The following is a 14,549-nucleotide window of genomic DNA, read 5'->3' on the forward strand; positions in this document are numbered from 1 at the left end:
TCAAGGGCGCTTCGCGTCGCTGCGCGACGGCCCTACGGGCCGCCCTTGACCCCGGAGCCTCTGCGGCCCCTCGGGCCGGCGTTGCCGGCAGGCGGGGGCCTGCCCGTGATGCTCACGCCGCATCCCCACCACGGCCTCGTCGGCTGTAGCGCTCGTCATGCCAGCCAGATTTGTGTCAACCCCGTCTTGACTCCGAATCGCTGTCGCGTGCTGCGCTGTGGTTGACTGCGTTATGAAGCTGTCTGTGCCGTTCTGGGGCCGTGGCAGGCTCGATGGCGGGTGGCAAGTGGCCCCTGGAAGTGAGAACATGGACCCATGGGTCGACGCATGAAGGCTCCTCGCCGCTTCGACGATCGGGCAACCGACGTCGAGCCCGGCGCGCTCGACCTTGCCCACCCAGAGGAGCTGATCGGTCGACTGGCGCAAGCGCGACGTGAGGGTAGGAATGACCCAGACGCCGCTCGCGCGCTGCTTCGCAGGGCCATGGAGCGCAACCGCGCTGCGCTTGCTCGCCTTGCCAAGTAAGCAGCCGCCAACACCGTGGAGCTTGTATACCCGACGTGGGACGACTTCGTCGAAATAGCGGCCGGGGTATTGCAGGTTGACGAGGAGACAATCAACAGGGTCGCCCAGCGGCCACTTGCGGAGTCTGCGCTATCGGCTCCACGAGCTGGGTGGGAAGGCTATGAGCAATACAAGAGCTTCCCCACGAAGGCGGCTGTACTGCTACAGCGCGTCGTCAGCAATCACGCTCTCCCTGATGGCAACAAGCGCGTAGGTCTCCTTGTCGCGATCTTGTTCGCGCACCTCAACGGGTACGACTGGGAGCCGCCGCAGGCTGATGACCCAGACGGCGACGAAACCTTTGAGGTGGTTATCGGTGCTGCTCGGAGAGCGGTGCCGGTGCCAGCGCTAGCCGCGTGGATCGAAGATCGATTGGTGCTGGTGCCGCCGCCGCTGCCTAAAAGTCTTGCAGATTCGCCTGGCATGGTGATCTATCCCGCTGAGTATGTCGGCGAGCTTCCGTATGAGGATCACTCTATTAAGATTGGCGATCACGTAATCCGGGACGTGCATGGGTACAACCCTGCGTCGATCTACGTAAGAAGGATCAGCGGCAAGGCAGAGGCCGTTACGGTGGCTGAGATCATTATCTCCATCGTTGGAGATGGCTACGCGCAGGAAGAACTAGACGCGCTAAACGCCGAGGCCGAGCGATACCCGCTCGGCCAGAAGGAGTTTTGGCGAGCCCGGATGGTTGGCAACTACCTCTACGGCCCTGATCAGCACCCTATGACGAACGAAGACTTCGAAGAGGAGTGGGCCGAGGTCGAGGATGAGTAGCCTCTGATCGCTCTGCCCGCTGATCGCCGCCGGGGAGGCCAGCGTTACCTTCGCGGCGGTCGGGGCGGAAGTGGGTACCGCCAACTGTGCTCATCCTCGCCATCCAGGCCGCCCCATAGCACGGTGATCGTGCTATCAGAGGTCGCCATACTCCTCGCCGCGATGAAGGTCAGCGCTTCACCTGGGTTCAAGGTCTCCGGCGCTGGCGAACGCAAGAACATCGACTCATGGGCGGTCAGTCGGACGTTCCTGGCAACATCGTCTCCGATGTTGGTCAGACGGTATGCGTCGTTCTGATGATGGACGAGCGACCACTGGACACGGGGAGCAGCCGGCGGGGGCGCGAGAGGGCTGCCAGCTCGTGTGGCCATGGTTTCGAGCGCATCCACCACGCGCCGTGTGTACTCCTCCGTCAGCCTCGCAGCAGACTCTGACCGATCTGCGGCTGCCTTGGCCTGTTCGAGTTGGAGGCGCTGCCCGTCCCTCGTGACCTTCTCCTGCCTGATCAGGACGATGGTCGTCGCTATGCCAACAAGAAGGGCGACGACGACACCAATGACCGTCGCTTGGTCAGACATCTCCTGCCAGTTGGCGGCCAGCGGCGCTTGAGTCAGCAACACCGGGTCACCGTACAGACGCGGTGCAAGCAGCCGAACTGCCATCACGTCGGGCGGCTTGATCGAGTGCGCGCCCAGGCCGTCATCAGGCCGTCGCGGATCGGCCAACGTCGCCGAACGTTGACCGACAGCGACCGCGTCTGCCCAGGTCACAGCTGATGACCGATCCAGTCGCCAGCTATAACCCCGGAGACTTACCTGTAGTTAGTGAACTGCAGCGGGTACCGCTACCTCCCGGCATCGCACATGATCTAGGGCATGTCAACGAGGGCAGGGGACGCGAATCAAGCCGTCCTGCACGTCAGAGTGACCGTTGCGACTACCGAGGCACCGGGAGGTGAGCCTGACTCCGCTTGGATCGCTGATCTATCCGTTCCGCGTGACCAGCGGGAGGCGCTTACGGCGCGCGTACGGAGCTTGCTTGACGGTCAGGGGTACCGGCCGCATGTCTTTCGGCACGAAGGCGGGCAGACCAGCTGGGGGGCGGCAGGAGAGGAGTTCTACAACATCTTCCTGTTCGTCAGCTCCCACGCCATGGACGCCGCTCTGGGGACTGCTGTTGGACTGCTCTTCGCCAGCTTGAAGCAGAGGTGGCCGAACATCCACGCAAGTGACCGGCCTCTTGAGCGAGAGGAAGCGGCGATGCGAGGGCGGATTGCCCTGACGGACAGCCTCAAGATGTCGGACCGCCGTGGGCGGCCCGTACACATGGACGAACTCGACTTGATCAGTGAACAACTTGATCTCGAAACAGGTCGTTGGACGCTCCTTTTTAAGGATCCATACGAGGCGCGTTACGAGGTTGAGCTGGGCACGCGCGAGAATCTGCCCTACACCTACCGCGTCCGTCGAGACTTGCCGCCATGGTCAGGCGAGCCCACTGGCGAATGACAGCAGCCGGCTAGGCGGCGGGGAGACTGCCCCCCGTCGCCGGCTTCTCGCAGTGCGGGGCACACATAGGGCACAAGACAGCGTCAAACGTCGTCAACCAGCGACCAACAATGACGGCTTCAGACGTCGCGAGAGCAGGGGCGGAGCAGGGTTTCCGCTGGTGGCGGGACAGCCGCTCTAAGTTCCGCTTCAACGTCTGACACCCAAGCTGGGTGACCAACTGGGTGACGACGGGCGCGAGCAACGCCGGACGTCCGTGGACTGCGGTGGACCCTCTGGACAGGTCAGCCCTGCTGGCGCAGCTCGTCGACGGCTGGTGGTTCCTTCGGGACGAAGAAGTCCAACGACCGCAGCATTGTTAACGTTCCGAGCGCGCGATCCGGTATTTCTGCCGAGCCCGCTGCCGGCGCTCCTCTCGGTAGTAAAGAGTCCGAAGCTCCTCCAGCGACGCCCGCCACTCCTCGTAGGTCGATCCATCCTCGTAGCCGCTGCCCTCCATCGCCATGGTGCTCACGACGACGTCAGTCGAGTTCATGTCGTCTTCCAGTTGCTGCAGCCGTTCTTCGTCGGTGAGTTCGTCATCGGGCGGCGGCTCCAACGCCAAGATAATGTCGGTTAGGCGCTCGTCGGTGGCCCGCCACTCCCGGCGCAACTCGTCCAGTCCTGCGGCGAGTTTGTCAACGCGTCCGGTCATCTCGTCCACACGGGCCAACAGATCCGCTTCCGGCCATTGCAGGTTTCCCTCCTTCCAGTTACCGGAGGGCATAACACCGATAACGCCGAAGACCAACATGAACAACCCGAGCGGGAGTAGCGCGATCATCACCGCTTCGGACCACTTATTTGCGGCCCCGAGGACCGCTAGCCCTACCAGTACTACGCCGATCAGGATGAGGACTACTCGCTTCGCCCACTTCAGTCGCATGACTACGGGACCATAGTGGACGTCGAAGACTGTCCAAGCTTCAGCCTGCCCTGAATCCGTGCCCGCTCCCCGCCCGAGGCGGCGGTCACCGTAGGCCAGCGGAGGCCCGGCGCAGAGCTTGGCAGCGTGGGGCCATGCTTCAACGACCATCGGGCACCAGGAGATGAGACGCACGGACCTCGTTGCCGTCATCCGCCGTCACCCAGCAGACTTATCGGATGAACGCGAACGAGCGCGAGGTCCTGGCGGCGCGACTATCGGCCAAGCTGGAGCCTTGGCGCATCCGTGCGACTCTTAGCTTTGCTGGCCTCTACCAGATAACTCATGAGCTGATCAAAGAGACCGTAATCGACGACGTCCGCGGCTTCTATCTCATCGGCTTCGACGAGTCCGGTTACACGTACGACGAGCAGCGCTATGAGGCCCAAGTTCTGAGGCGCGACCCAAAGAGGCGCAAGATGCGGGCGTCGCTGCTCTGGCTCGTGGAGTCGGGCGCCATCACACTTCAACAGGCCGACCGTCTCGACGAGATCTATGCCCATCGGCATGATCTGACTCATGAACTCGGCAAGTACATTGTTGACCCGGAGTTCGAGCCAGACATGCAGCTGTTTAGTGACGCCGTGCAAATTTTGCAGGACATCCGGCGTTACTGGACGCGCGTCGAGATGGACCTCGGCACCTACGAGGCTTACGGCGAGGTTGACGTCGACGACATTACTCCCGGCCCAATCCTCCTGCTCCAGCTCTGCATCGACGCCTACGTCGAGGGACTGAATAAGGAGATTGAAGCGCGCAGGGGACGATCCGACGACGTCACTACCGCAGCTGAGTGACTAACTGAGTGACGACCAGGCAGACTGCGCCCGGGTGCAGGCGTGCCGATTCATGGTGACATGCCAGCAGGGCAGAATCACCGAGCGCAGCGGGTATAGGACGTTGATCAGTACGTGCCGTAGTCGCCCATCTCGTCGGCGACGCCCATTTCCCGGGCGAGCCAACGCTCGCGCTGAGCCTCTAAATCTGCGAGATTCACCTCTGCCATTTTGAGATCCAAGCTGGTCATCGGGAAAATCCATCGCTCACACACGTAGCGCGCCGAGTCCCACTTCGCTTCAGAGATGGGCTGCTTCCGGTTCTCGATCGACTTCTCGATCACGGCAACATTGAGAGGGTGAAGGTCGGACCAATGCATGCTGTCGTCAGCTTCCACTCCGTCCCACACGGAACGCGTGGCGGCTAGCCCCTCCTCGGTGAGCAAACCAATGTCATGCATAGCAGCGACTAGCCGGACGGCGACACTGGTGGGAGGCGCAGTCTGGTAAGGCTCGTCAAAGGCGGCAGCTCGATCGGCGGGACCTGTCCAGCGACGATTCCCGTTTTCGTCTTCGATGTAATCGACGTAGAGCCGTTCCTCGCGGCCAGATATCACTTCGTTGCCGAAGATCCAATCCACGTCCATCGGACCATCTAGGTAGTACTGCTGACGCCAAAAATCGACATAGCGCCGGACCTCGGCGAGGTCGGCGGGCGACCCATCGTATGCCTTGACGTATAGGCCGCGCGCAAGGTGGTCGTAGAAGGAGTAGAGACCTGTTTTCACCGCAGCGTGGTTTCTCCATCCCGCGCGAGCGAGATCCATCAGGATCAAGACCTTCGCTGCCTCCTCCTCTGCGAAACAACGAAGTACCGCAGCGCCACGGTGGTGCCGGGCGTTGCCGAGGGTGCAGGCGTCGGCCTCCAGCGCGGCTACGCTGTCGGCCAACAGTTCCGTGCCCTCAGCCAGTACGGCGAACCGTTTGGCCTCCGGCACTTGTACGAGCATCCTGAGTCGTCGCGGCAGCACTGGCACATAGTCGCGTGGCGCGAGGCAAGCGGCAAACTGGTTATCGGGATGTAGGCATCAGCGGGGATCTGGCGGTGCGGTGCGAACCTATGTGCCGGCGGGTGAACGGCCTGCCGACAGCAACGCTGACAGCAATGAGCCTGGACCATGACAGCCTGCGACGGCGGGGCACGAACGAGTGCCCGAGGTCTCGGACGCGGATAGACGCCGCTGGACGTAGCGCCCAGAACTTACAAGCGAGGGCTCATCGGCCGAGGGCTAGCGCCCCACGCGTACGCGGTCGGCGGCGTACAACTCGCGGGAGCCGTCGGCGCGGAAGACCACGAGCACCGGGACGCCTTCGCCGATCTCCAGCTCACGGCGTTCGGCCGGCGTCGGCATACGGGCGGAGGCGGTGTCACCCTTGAGCAGGGTCACCGTCTCGGCCGGCTCGACGGCCCGGACGAAGGTCCCGCGCGGCGGTTTTACGATCACGAGCCCTTCCGACCGGAGTAGCGCTATCGCCTGCCGCACACTCGTGCGGCTCAGCCCGTGCTCTTGAGCCAGCCGCAGCTCACTCGGCAGCGACGCGCCGGGCGCGAGGTCGCCAGACGTGATCCGGTTCCGCAGGAGGTCTGCGAGCTGCCGAAACACGGCCCGATCTGAGCTGGGATCGATCACGAAAGTGACGCTACGTGTCCGACAGTTCTACATCTTATTGTATCTACAGTCCTACGTCGGTACGGTGAAGAGCAGGTGCGGCGGTCGGATGACCAGCTCAGGCCCGGCCGCCGTGCCGTCGATCCATGCCCGAGGGGAGATCCGGTGCAGCGCGTCTCGTACGAGGAGTACCTGGTAGCCGTCGCCCTCACCCTCGCCCGTCGGCACCGGCCGGTCTGGTCCTGGCGGAAGTGGCGGCGGATCTGCCGCTGCGGAGCCGACCTGCCCTGCCACAACCGGCACCGCATTCCCATTAATCGCGGCCACTGGCCCGGAGAGGAGACGCAGTGAACGCCGACCAGGAGCACGCGATCCTGGCCGTACACGTCCGGGGAATCGACGGCATGTGCGTCGGCTGCCGCGCCTGGTGGTCACGCCTGGCCCCGTACCCGTGCTGGCAGCTGGACTGGGCGACCAGCCGGCAGGCCCGGACGATCACGACCCGCTTCCTCGGCGGTGTGCGGTGACCACCCACGGCCCCGTCATGCCGATCTGGAGCTGCGGCGGCTGCAACGCCGCCTGGCCCTGCCCTACCCGCCGCCGGGAACTACAGGCCGAGTTCGCGCACGCCCCGGTGTCCCTCGCCCTCTACCTCGGCTCCTACCTCATCCAGGCCGCCGAAGACCTGACATGGGTGCCAGCCGGCGCCCTACACGGCAGGTTCCTCGGGTGGACCCGGGAGGCGGGCGAAACCGCGCCAGCAGTACAGCAGCGAAGTACAGCAACCGTGCCCGCCGAACCCGGCCGAGATCCGCGCCAGCAGCCCGGATGACCTCGCACCGCATCCGATCCGGCCGGCTCGCCGGCAATCCATAGGTTCAGGGTTCGAGTCCCTGGCGGCCCACTCACTCTGCTCGCCGCGAACGACGTTCGGACCGTGTCGGGGCGTCGCTCAGCCTTCGCCGGCGATCGGCTCCTGCCAGGGATCGATAACCTCGACGCCCGTATCGGTGAAGTCCTTGCTGTTTCGGGTGGCGAGAACGGCAACCTGGGTCCGGCAGATGGCGGCAATCTGGGCGTCGAACCCGTCGATCGGGTGACCGAGCCTCTACCGGCCGGCGACGACGTCGGCATAGGCGCCGGCCGCCGCGAGGTCGAAGGTCAGCACTTGGCGAGGGAAGGCGGCGAAGACCTCGTTGGCGGCCTGGTGCGGCGATTCCCTGCGGTGACCCTCGGGCAGCCGCGCAACTTCTCTCGCACCGCGTCGTCGAGATCTCTGATGCTGATTGCCGCCATCGCCTTATCCTCCGCTCCGACGGGTGACAGCAATGCTATCGCCGCACACCGGACGGGCCGCCACTCGACGCCCGCACGATCCGGCCAGACCACGGAGGCCGGGGCCGATGAGGCCGGGCGGCCCGGCTGGTCTACCCCGGGTCAGAGCGAGACGAGGAGAAGGCCGGAGTGCTGGGCGTCGGGAGAGGTCAGTTGATGTTGCCGAACGAGACCCCGCGGCGGATCAACGTCAATGACGTTGAGCTTTGCGTCGAGACCTTCGGTGATCCGGAGGATCCGCCGGTGCTGCTCATCGGCGTCACCATGCTGAGCTGGCCGGACGAGCTGTGCGCGGCGCTGACCGGGCGCTACGTGGTGCGTTACGACCTGCGGGATGCCGGCCAGTCGACGTTCGTCGACCCGGACGCGCCCGCGTACGACCTGCGTGATCTGGTGACCGACGCGGCGGAGCTACTGCTGGCCCTGGAGTTGAGGGGTACGCACGTGGTCGGGCTCGGCGTCGGCGGCTTCGTCGCGCAACTGCTCGCGCTGGACCATCCTGACCGGGTCGCGTCGCTGACGCTGATCTCCACCCGGCCCGTCGCTCCCGGTCCGACGGATCCCGACCTGCCCGACCACGCGCCGGAGTTGATGGCAAAGCTGTTCGGCCGTCCGCAGCCGGACTGGACCGATCGCGACAGCGTCGTCGACTATATGACCGCCACCGCGCGGCTGATGTCAGGCAGGCGGGGGTTCGACGAGGGGGACGCCCGCGTCGGTGCCGGGCGCGTGTTCGACCGGGCGGGACGGACGGCGGAGGCACAGCGTGCCAGCCACCTGGGCACCATGTTCGCCGCCATCGACTGCCAGCCACGGTGGCGTGAGCGGTTGGGCACGATTGCCGTGCCGACGCTTGTCATCCACGGCGACGAGGATCCGTTCTCTCCGTACGGAAACGGCGTGGCGCTGACCGAGGAGATCCCCGGCGCCGCACTGCTCACGTTGCGCGGCATCGGCCAGGGCCTGCCACGGACGGCCTGGCCAGTGGTGGTGGACGCGCTCCTGCGCCACACATCCTGAGCCGGCGTGCCGCACCATGGCGGCGCTCCAGCAGGGGCCCGGTGGTGGGGGCTATGGCGCCTCGCTGACGTGGGCCGCGACGAGTCGCCAGCCACGTGACGGCTCGTGGATCCAGGTACGGGTGTAGCGCAGCCGCGCCGTGAACGCCTCTCCCTTGAACACTCCCGACAGCGTGCCGAGGAACCAGGTGACGCCCGTCGTCCCGGCGGCGAGCACGATCAGCTCCTCCTCGGTGACCTGGGTGAGCCGCTGCTCGCCGGAGCGCTGGAGCGCCAGGTCATCGGCCTTGCGGTAGAGCAGCCCACCGGGGCCCGTGAAGATCAACCGATCGTCGATCAGCTCATCGAGAGCTTCCGCGTCGGCGGCGAGCTGGGCAGCCTGTAGCCGGCGCTCCGCGTCGCGCAGGCTCTCGGTCAGCGAGTCCATGTCCGCATCGTCCCACGGCGGCGAGCGGCTGCTTCAGCTCGACCGGCGCCACCGCGACTCCGCCCGCCCACCACGGCGTCAGATGCCGGACCGCGGGGCGGTTACCGCCGCGAAGCCGCCGACCAGGAGGACCGCGGCCATCGCGACAACGGCCGCGAACCTCCTGGTCGACTTACTCATCCGGTCGCCAGCGTGCCCGGGAGGCCGTAGTACGCCTGCCAGATGTCGGTGAAGACGTTCATGCAGCCGGTGACGCTGTTCGTGGCCTTGCCGTGGTGGATGCCCTTGGCGGCCACCCTGCCGTCGGAGCGCACCGTGTAGACAGGGCCGCCGGAGTCACCGCCGATCGTGCAGACTCCGTCATTGCGGTAATAGCTGCGCACCATGTTTCGGGCGATCTCACCGGTGCTCCACTTGAAGTTGTATCCCTTCGCGTAGACCGTCCAGCCGCACTTCTCGCCCGTGACGCGGCCACCGACGCAGTACTTGTCCCCCGCGACCGGGGACCTGCTCCACATCTCCGCGACATACGCGCTGGAGTACGACCCCGGGCCACCCCGGTAGATCACCGCGCTGGTGGCCTTGCCGGAGTCGACGTTGGACAGGGCGAGATCGCCGCGATACGTCGATGAGCCGGTCAGGTAGACGGTCCCCTTGCCCACGTTCCAGTTCTCCCGCGAGCTCGGGGTGATGTAGCCGATCCGCGCGGACGGGGTGGACAGGTCGCCACCGCTCGGTGCGCAGTGCCCCGCGGTCAGCATCATGTGGGCCGTGCCGTTACGCCACGAGAAGCCACTGGTGCAGCCCTTCGGGCTGACGGTCTTCGCGCCGCCATAGAAGGGGGAGGTGTCGTTGTCGCGCCCATCCCCGTCCGCGGCCGAACCGGGAATGTGCTGGATGGCGATCGCGGCCGTGCCGTACTTGGCGGCGAGCACCTCGAACAGCGCGTCGGAGGTACGGCTCACATAGATGATGATCCGGTTGTTCACCGCGTCCGGCCCGGTCATGAAGATCGCGTCGCCGTCCGGCACCGTGGCGGCGGAGATTTCGATGGTGTCGTTCTTGATCCCCTCCAGCCTGCTCATGCTGAAGGTGGCATTCCGACTGCGGGAAAGCGACTTGCCCTGGCTGACGCCCGTCGAAATGAACGTCGATGCCAGGCTGGCACCGGTCGCGCCCACCGTGTCGAGCACCACCGCCCCGTCCTTCGGGTCATACCACGGATATGCCAGGTCATCGGGGTTGGCTTCGGCCAGTTCCGTCGCCTCGTGCAACCGCTGCGCGGCCGCCTCCGGCAGCTCGTCGGCGGGTTTCGGCTCGGCACCCAGAATGACCAGCCCACTCGGGAGCACGGACTGATCGCCGGGCGCGGCATGCGCCAGTGACTGGAGGCTTATTACCAGGACGGCGGCCAATCCGACCGCCACGGGTGATCGTCGCATTGATCTCCCTTTCAAGGGCACGAGAGACGCAAATATTCGGACGCATAAGTCTCTCGGTCGAGCTCAGTTGGCGGTGTCCCGGGTAACCGATCGCCCAAGCGGGTTTATCGCGGCGGAATTGAGGGCGAAAGAGATCAATCTCCTGCCGATGCCCCTGGGCCGATCAGTCGCCGACCCGGACGAGAGGAGTGAGCCGCCGCGATGCCGCCCGGGGAGCTGGCCGTTTGCCTGGCTGCGTCACAGTGGCCTTACAGATCCCGATACCTCACTACGTTGGAGAAGGCATGCCCCCTGTTGACGCCGTCAAATCCGTCCTCTCCCAGTACGCCGGCTTCCGCGGTCGAGCGCGCCGGTCCGAGTACTGGTGGTTCTTCCTCTTCACCCTGATCCTCGGCATTGTCGCCGGAATCCTGGACAGCGCGTTGGGGACCGACTTCGGCTCAGAACCGGGGTCCACCGGCGTCATCGGGCTCATCGTCGGCCTGGCTCTGCTGCTGCCCACCCTGGCCGTCGCCGTACGGCGACTTCACGACACCGACCGCTCGGGCTGGTGGTTGCTGATCGGATTCGTGCCCCTCGTGGGAGGCATCGTCCTGCTCGTGTTCTTCGCGATCGACGGCACTCGGGGCAGCAACCGGTACGGCGCCGACCCGAAGGGCGACGCACGCGCCGTGGCCTGACCGGGCCGGTGGCTGCCGGCGCGAGCAGCCCGCCCGAACTCCGCCAACCCGGCGTGATCAAGGCCGGCGAGCGGGTGCGGCGGCCCACCTGGTCCGGCGGTCACGCTTGCGTTCGGCCGGGTGTCTGCTGCTACCGTCAGCGAGTGATCCTCGAAGAACACTGGTGGAATGGGGACGCGACGGCACGAGGGCGCCGAGACGTCTACATCCGATCGGATGGTCACCGCTGGGAAGTCCAGGCACAGATCGGTGGCGCACAGGGCCGTTCAAAGGTGCTGGAATGCTCCAGCCGCAGCTCGGCGAGCATCCTCGCCGGCGCCTGGCGAGGCGGCAGCTCGTCCTGGCGCGAACTGCCACACTGACCGTCCCGTCAGCCGGCCTGCCGGACGGTGACGGTCGCTGAGCCGGTCTCGTCCGCCCCCGGGTCGAGCACGAGGGTAAACCGGCCGCCCCTCGGCAGTGGGTCCGTCTCGAACCGCCCGTGCCCGCCGATGACGCAGCCGTTACCCACGGTGTCGCCGTCCGGGCCGGTCAGCAGCAGGATCCCGCACCGGTCGGGCAGGCTGGCGGCGGTCACCTCGACGGTGACGCGCCGGCCGGCGTCGGCGGTGAACCGCAGCCGGCTGACCGCGCCGGGGCGGCTGACGGTCAACGTGGCGGCCCGCCCGTCCGCGACGGTGTCGGCCTGCTCGTCGTGGGCGTCGCGCAGCCGTACGTCGGCCGAGCCGGTGTCGGTGGCGTACCCGTCGATCTCCAGCACGTACCGGCCGGTGGCCGGCAGGGCGACACCGTCGACGTATCCCTGGCCGCCGATCACGCAGCCGGTGGCCACCTGCTCGCCCGCCGGGTCGCGCAGTTTCAGCAGGCCGCACCGGTCGGGCAGGGTGGCGTCGGTGACCTGGAGGAAGACCTTCTGCCCGGCCCGCCCGTCGAACGCGAGCCGGCTCACCGCCCCCGGCTGGGCGAGCGTCGCCCGGACCGGCGGCCCGTCCAGGGTGAGGCTCCGCTCCTCGTCGGTCACGGTGACCACCCGTACCGTGGCCCGGCCGAGGTCGGCCTCCCACGGGTCGAGCACCAGCTGATGGTCGCCGGTGACGGTAAGCGTGGTGGTGTCGATGAAGCCGACCCCGGCGATCACGCAGCCGGTCGCCAGTTGACGCCCCTGCGGGTCGAGCAGGAGCAGGACGCCGCAGCGGTCCGGCAGGGTGGCCGCCGGCACGTCGATGAAGATCTTCTGACCGGCCCGGCCGGGCACCTTCAGCGTGGCGGTGGCACCGGGCCGGGTCACCTCCAGGCTGACGTCGCCGTCGCCGTCGCCGGGGGCGGCACGCTGCGCCCGCGCCGCGTCGGCGGCGAACGCCACCTGGCCGGTGAGGCCGACGTCGAGTACGCAGTCGGCGAGGGTCCGCGGGTCGGTCACCCCGGCCCGGCGGCAGACGAGTTCGGCGGTGGCCCGGTTGGGCAGGTCGCCGACGGTGAGCTGCCGGTCCGGGAAACGCCGGTCGGTGAACGTGGCGGTGGACTGGCCAGCTTCGTAGTCGAACAGCGACCGCTGCGCCTCGACGCGCCAGCTGTCGGCGAAGCTCGGATACAGCGCCTCGAACGTGGGCGGCTGGGCCAGCCGGCCGCCGCCGCGCACGGCCAGGTCGTCGCCGGGGTCACCGTCGTGGTCGCCGAGCAGGCCCGTCAGGGTCCCGGCCCGCCCGCTCGGGGCGCCGACGCTCACGCTCAGCCCCCACACGCCGACCGGGTGCGCGGTCAGCCGGATGCCGTCCGGCCAGTCCACCGTCACGGTGCCGTCGTACCAGGTGGTCACGGTGCCGCCGCGCGGCAGTTTCAGCCCGTCGGGCGCCGAGACCGGCGGGCCGCCGTTCACCCGGGTCACCGGGCCGTCAGGGGTCACGTACACGCCGACCCGGTCGCCGGCCACCCGCGCCGCGACGGCGGAGTTGACCGCCACCACCGAGCTGGCCGGGAACATCGTCTGCCGCACCTGGACCTCGAAGTCGTCCCGGGTGGAGCGGCTGAGCACGAACTCCCCGGCGGCCTGGAAGTCGTACCGGAGGCCGTCGTAGGTGAGCAGGTGCGGGTCGCCGTTGCTGTTCGCGCAGCGGTAACCCTTGCCGATCACCGAGATCGAGCAACCACCGCCGCCGGGCGGTCGGGGCTTGGGCTGGTCGCAGTCCTTGCCGTTCGCCGGCAGCTTCACACCGCTGTACGTGGTGCGGGTCGGCACCCCGACGGCCCGCCGGTACGCGTTCTCCACCAGCACCGCGTGCACCTCGGCCGGGTCCACCGAGCTGGCCAACTTGCCGCCCTGGGTGCAGAACTGGCCCCGGTCGGTGTCGTTCACCTCGTCGAGGGCGTGACTCATCTCGTGGATGAGGGTGGCGCACTGGTCCTCGGTGAAGCCGGGGCCCTCCTCCGGCAGCTTCCGGCCGTCGTTCTCCGGCACCCAGTTGATCTGCACGTCGCTGCCCGGGACGTACGTGGTGGTGCTGCTCTCCTTACCGGAGATGGGTCTGCGCACTTTGATCTTCTTGCCGGAGGCTTCGAGCGCGTCGAGCACGGCGCTGTTGCCGGAGCCGCGCATCTGCCCGACGCAGCCCGCGTACTCCGTTTGCAGGTCGGGGTTGACGCTGACCACGGCGGCCGCGGCCTGCGGCGCGAGCAGCACCAACGCCCCCGCCAGCACGAGAGTCAGCCGCAGCCGGCGACGCATCCTGGTCATTGGGCCCGCACCTCGAACGCGACCGTGCCCGGCCCGGTGGTCGCGGCGCACCCGTCCGCGGGCACGTCGCGCAGCGGTGGCCGCAGGTAGGCCAGCGCCACCCGGTACGCCCCCGGCTGGTCGACCGGCCACCAGGTGACCGTGGCCCCGCCGCGGCCGTCCGGCGCGGACGTGGTCAGCGCCGCGCCGACCGGGCTCTGCGGGTCACTGCCGAGGGCCAGCTCCACCGACCCGCGCGGTGGCACCGGGACCAGGTTCTCGATCAGGTACGCGGTGAAGTCCCGGTAGTAGGTGGCGCCGCCGATGGTGGGGGCCACCGGCGTGCCGTCGCGGGTCAGCGACAGCACCGTCACCGTTCCCTCCGGCACCCGGCTCAGCCGGCACTCGGCGTCCCGGTTGTTGACCAGCCTGATCCGGAGGCTGACCCGCTCACCCACCCGGTACGCCGGCTGGGACGCGCCGACGGTGAGACCGATCGACCCACCGGCGTTGCTGGGAGCGGGGGCGTTGCCGGACCGGCGGCAGCCGGCCGCCGAGGTGGTCAGCACCAGGGCGAGGCAGCCGGCGAGCGCCGTGCGCGCCACCGGGCCGGACCGGGGTGTGCCCATGGGCCGCGCCTCCTCCGGGCCGACGTCCGCCATCCCGGCCAGCGT

General features: G+C 67.4%; 14 protein-coding genes and 1 pseudogene. 7 read left to right on the top strand and 8 right to left on the bottom strand.

Features of this window, described 5'->3' with window-relative positions; genetic code table 11:
* Positions 1 to 540: 540 nt before the first annotated feature.
* The gene (locus tag K7640_RS09160; protein WP_222954265.1) at positions 541 to 1,344 is read left to right on the top strand and encodes a type II toxin-antitoxin system death-on-curing family toxin; all 804 of its coding nucleotides are present in this window, start codon (positions 541 to 543) and stop codon (positions 1,342 to 1,344) included.
* A gap of 44 nt (positions 1,345 to 1,388) precedes the next feature.
* On the opposite strand, the gene K7640_RS09165 is transcribed toward K7640_RS09160, so the two are convergent.
* Positions 1,389 to 2,114, bottom strand: a complete 726-nt coding sequence (locus K7640_RS09165) for a hypothetical protein (protein ID WP_222954266.1) — start codon at positions 2,112 to 2,114, stop codon at positions 1,389 to 1,391.
* A gap of 264 nt (positions 2,115 to 2,378) precedes the next feature.
* Between K7640_RS09165 and K7640_RS09170 the strand changes: the two genes are divergently transcribed.
* On the top strand, positions 2,379 to 2,852 hold the full coding sequence (locus K7640_RS09170; protein WP_222954267.1) for a hypothetical protein: 474 nt from the start codon (positions 2,379 to 2,381) through the stop codon (positions 2,850 to 2,852).
* A 358-nt stretch (positions 2,853 to 3,210) separates the two neighbouring features.
* Here K7640_RS09170 and K7640_RS09175 read toward each other — a convergent pair whose 3' ends face one another.
* Complete coding sequence (locus tag K7640_RS09175) at positions 3,211 to 3,777, bottom strand: hypothetical protein (RefSeq protein WP_222954268.1); 567 nt, start codon at positions 3,775 to 3,777, stop codon at positions 3,211 to 3,213.
* 218 nt (positions 3,778 to 3,995) lie between these two features.
* Between K7640_RS09175 and K7640_RS09180 the strand changes: the two genes are divergently transcribed.
* Positions 3,996 to 4,613, top strand: coding sequence for a hypothetical protein (locus K7640_RS09180; RefSeq protein WP_222954269.1), 618 nt, complete (start codon positions 3,996 to 3,998; stop codon positions 4,611 to 4,613).
* A gap of 107 nt (positions 4,614 to 4,720) precedes the next feature.
* Here K7640_RS09180 and K7640_RS09185 read toward each other — a convergent pair whose 3' ends face one another.
* Positions 4,721 to 5,590, bottom strand: a complete 870-nt coding sequence (locus K7640_RS09185; protein ID WP_222954270.1) for a hypothetical protein — start codon at positions 5,588 to 5,590, stop codon at positions 4,721 to 4,723.
* 291 nt (positions 5,591 to 5,881) lie between these two features.
* Complete coding sequence (locus K7640_RS09190) at positions 5,882 to 6,283, bottom strand: winged helix-turn-helix domain-containing protein (RefSeq protein WP_222954271.1); 402 nt, start codon at positions 6,281 to 6,283, stop codon at positions 5,882 to 5,884.
* A gap of 125 nt (positions 6,284 to 6,408) precedes the next feature.
* Between K7640_RS09190 and K7640_RS30765 the strand changes: the two are divergent.
* The 3 genes and pseudogenes from K7640_RS30765 to K7640_RS09210 all read left to right on the top strand — a co-directional run bounded on the left by K7640_RS30765 (position 6,409) and on the right by K7640_RS09210 (position 8,617).
* Positions 6,409 to 6,789, top strand: a pseudogene (locus K7640_RS30765) (hypothetical protein).
* Between the two features lie 410 nt (positions 6,790 to 7,199).
* Positions 7,200 to 7,754, top strand: coding sequence for a hypothetical protein (locus tag K7640_RS09205; protein WP_222954274.1), 555 nt, complete (start codon positions 7,200 to 7,202; stop codon positions 7,752 to 7,754).
* The gene (locus K7640_RS09210) at positions 7,754 to 8,617 is read left to right on the top strand and encodes an alpha/beta fold hydrolase (RefSeq protein WP_222954275.1); all 864 of its coding nucleotides are present in this window, start codon (positions 7,754 to 7,756) and stop codon (positions 8,615 to 8,617) included. Before K7640_RS09205 ends, K7640_RS09210 begins: the two co-directional genes overlap by 1 nt.
* Before the next feature lie 51 nt (positions 8,618 to 8,668).
* On the opposite strand, the gene K7640_RS09215 is transcribed toward K7640_RS09210, so the two are convergent.
* Both K7640_RS09215 and K7640_RS09220 read right to left on the bottom strand, forming a co-directional pair.
* Positions 8,669 to 9,043: a nuclear transport factor 2 family protein gene (locus tag K7640_RS09215; protein WP_222954276.1), complete on the bottom strand. Its 375-nt coding sequence runs from the start codon at positions 9,041 to 9,043 to the stop codon at positions 8,669 to 8,671.
* Between the two features lie 176 nt (positions 9,044 to 9,219).
* Positions 9,220 to 10,470, bottom strand: coding sequence for a S1 family peptidase (locus K7640_RS09220; RefSeq protein ID WP_222954277.1), 1,251 nt, complete (start codon positions 10,468 to 10,470; stop codon positions 9,220 to 9,222).
* A 299-nt stretch (positions 10,471 to 10,769) separates the two neighbouring features.
* On the opposite strand from K7640_RS09220, the gene K7640_RS09225 reads away from it, so the two are divergent.
* Positions 10,770 to 11,165, top strand: a complete 396-nt coding sequence (locus tag K7640_RS09225; RefSeq protein WP_222954278.1) for a DUF805 domain-containing protein — start codon at positions 10,770 to 10,772, stop codon at positions 11,163 to 11,165.
* A gap of 370 nt (positions 11,166 to 11,535) precedes the next feature.
* On the opposite strand, the gene K7640_RS09230 is transcribed toward K7640_RS09225, so the two are convergent.
* Positions 11,536 to 13,896: a VWD domain-containing protein gene (locus K7640_RS09230; protein ID WP_222954279.1), complete on the bottom strand. Its 2,361-nt coding sequence runs from the start codon at positions 13,894 to 13,896 to the stop codon at positions 11,536 to 11,538.
* Entirely contained in the window at positions 13,893 to 14,504 is a 612-nt protein-coding gene (locus tag K7640_RS09235; protein ID WP_222954280.1) for a hypothetical protein, read from the bottom strand. The genes K7640_RS09230 and K7640_RS09235 overlap by 4 nt, the downstream gene beginning before the upstream one ends.
* Positions 14,505 to 14,549 lie beyond the last annotated feature (45 nt).

The sequence above is a fragment of the Micromonospora sp. PLK6-60 genome (assembly GCF_019890675.1).
In the GTDB taxonomy this organism is placed as follows: domain Bacteria; phylum Actinomycetota; class Actinomycetes; order Mycobacteriales; family Micromonosporaceae; genus Micromonospora.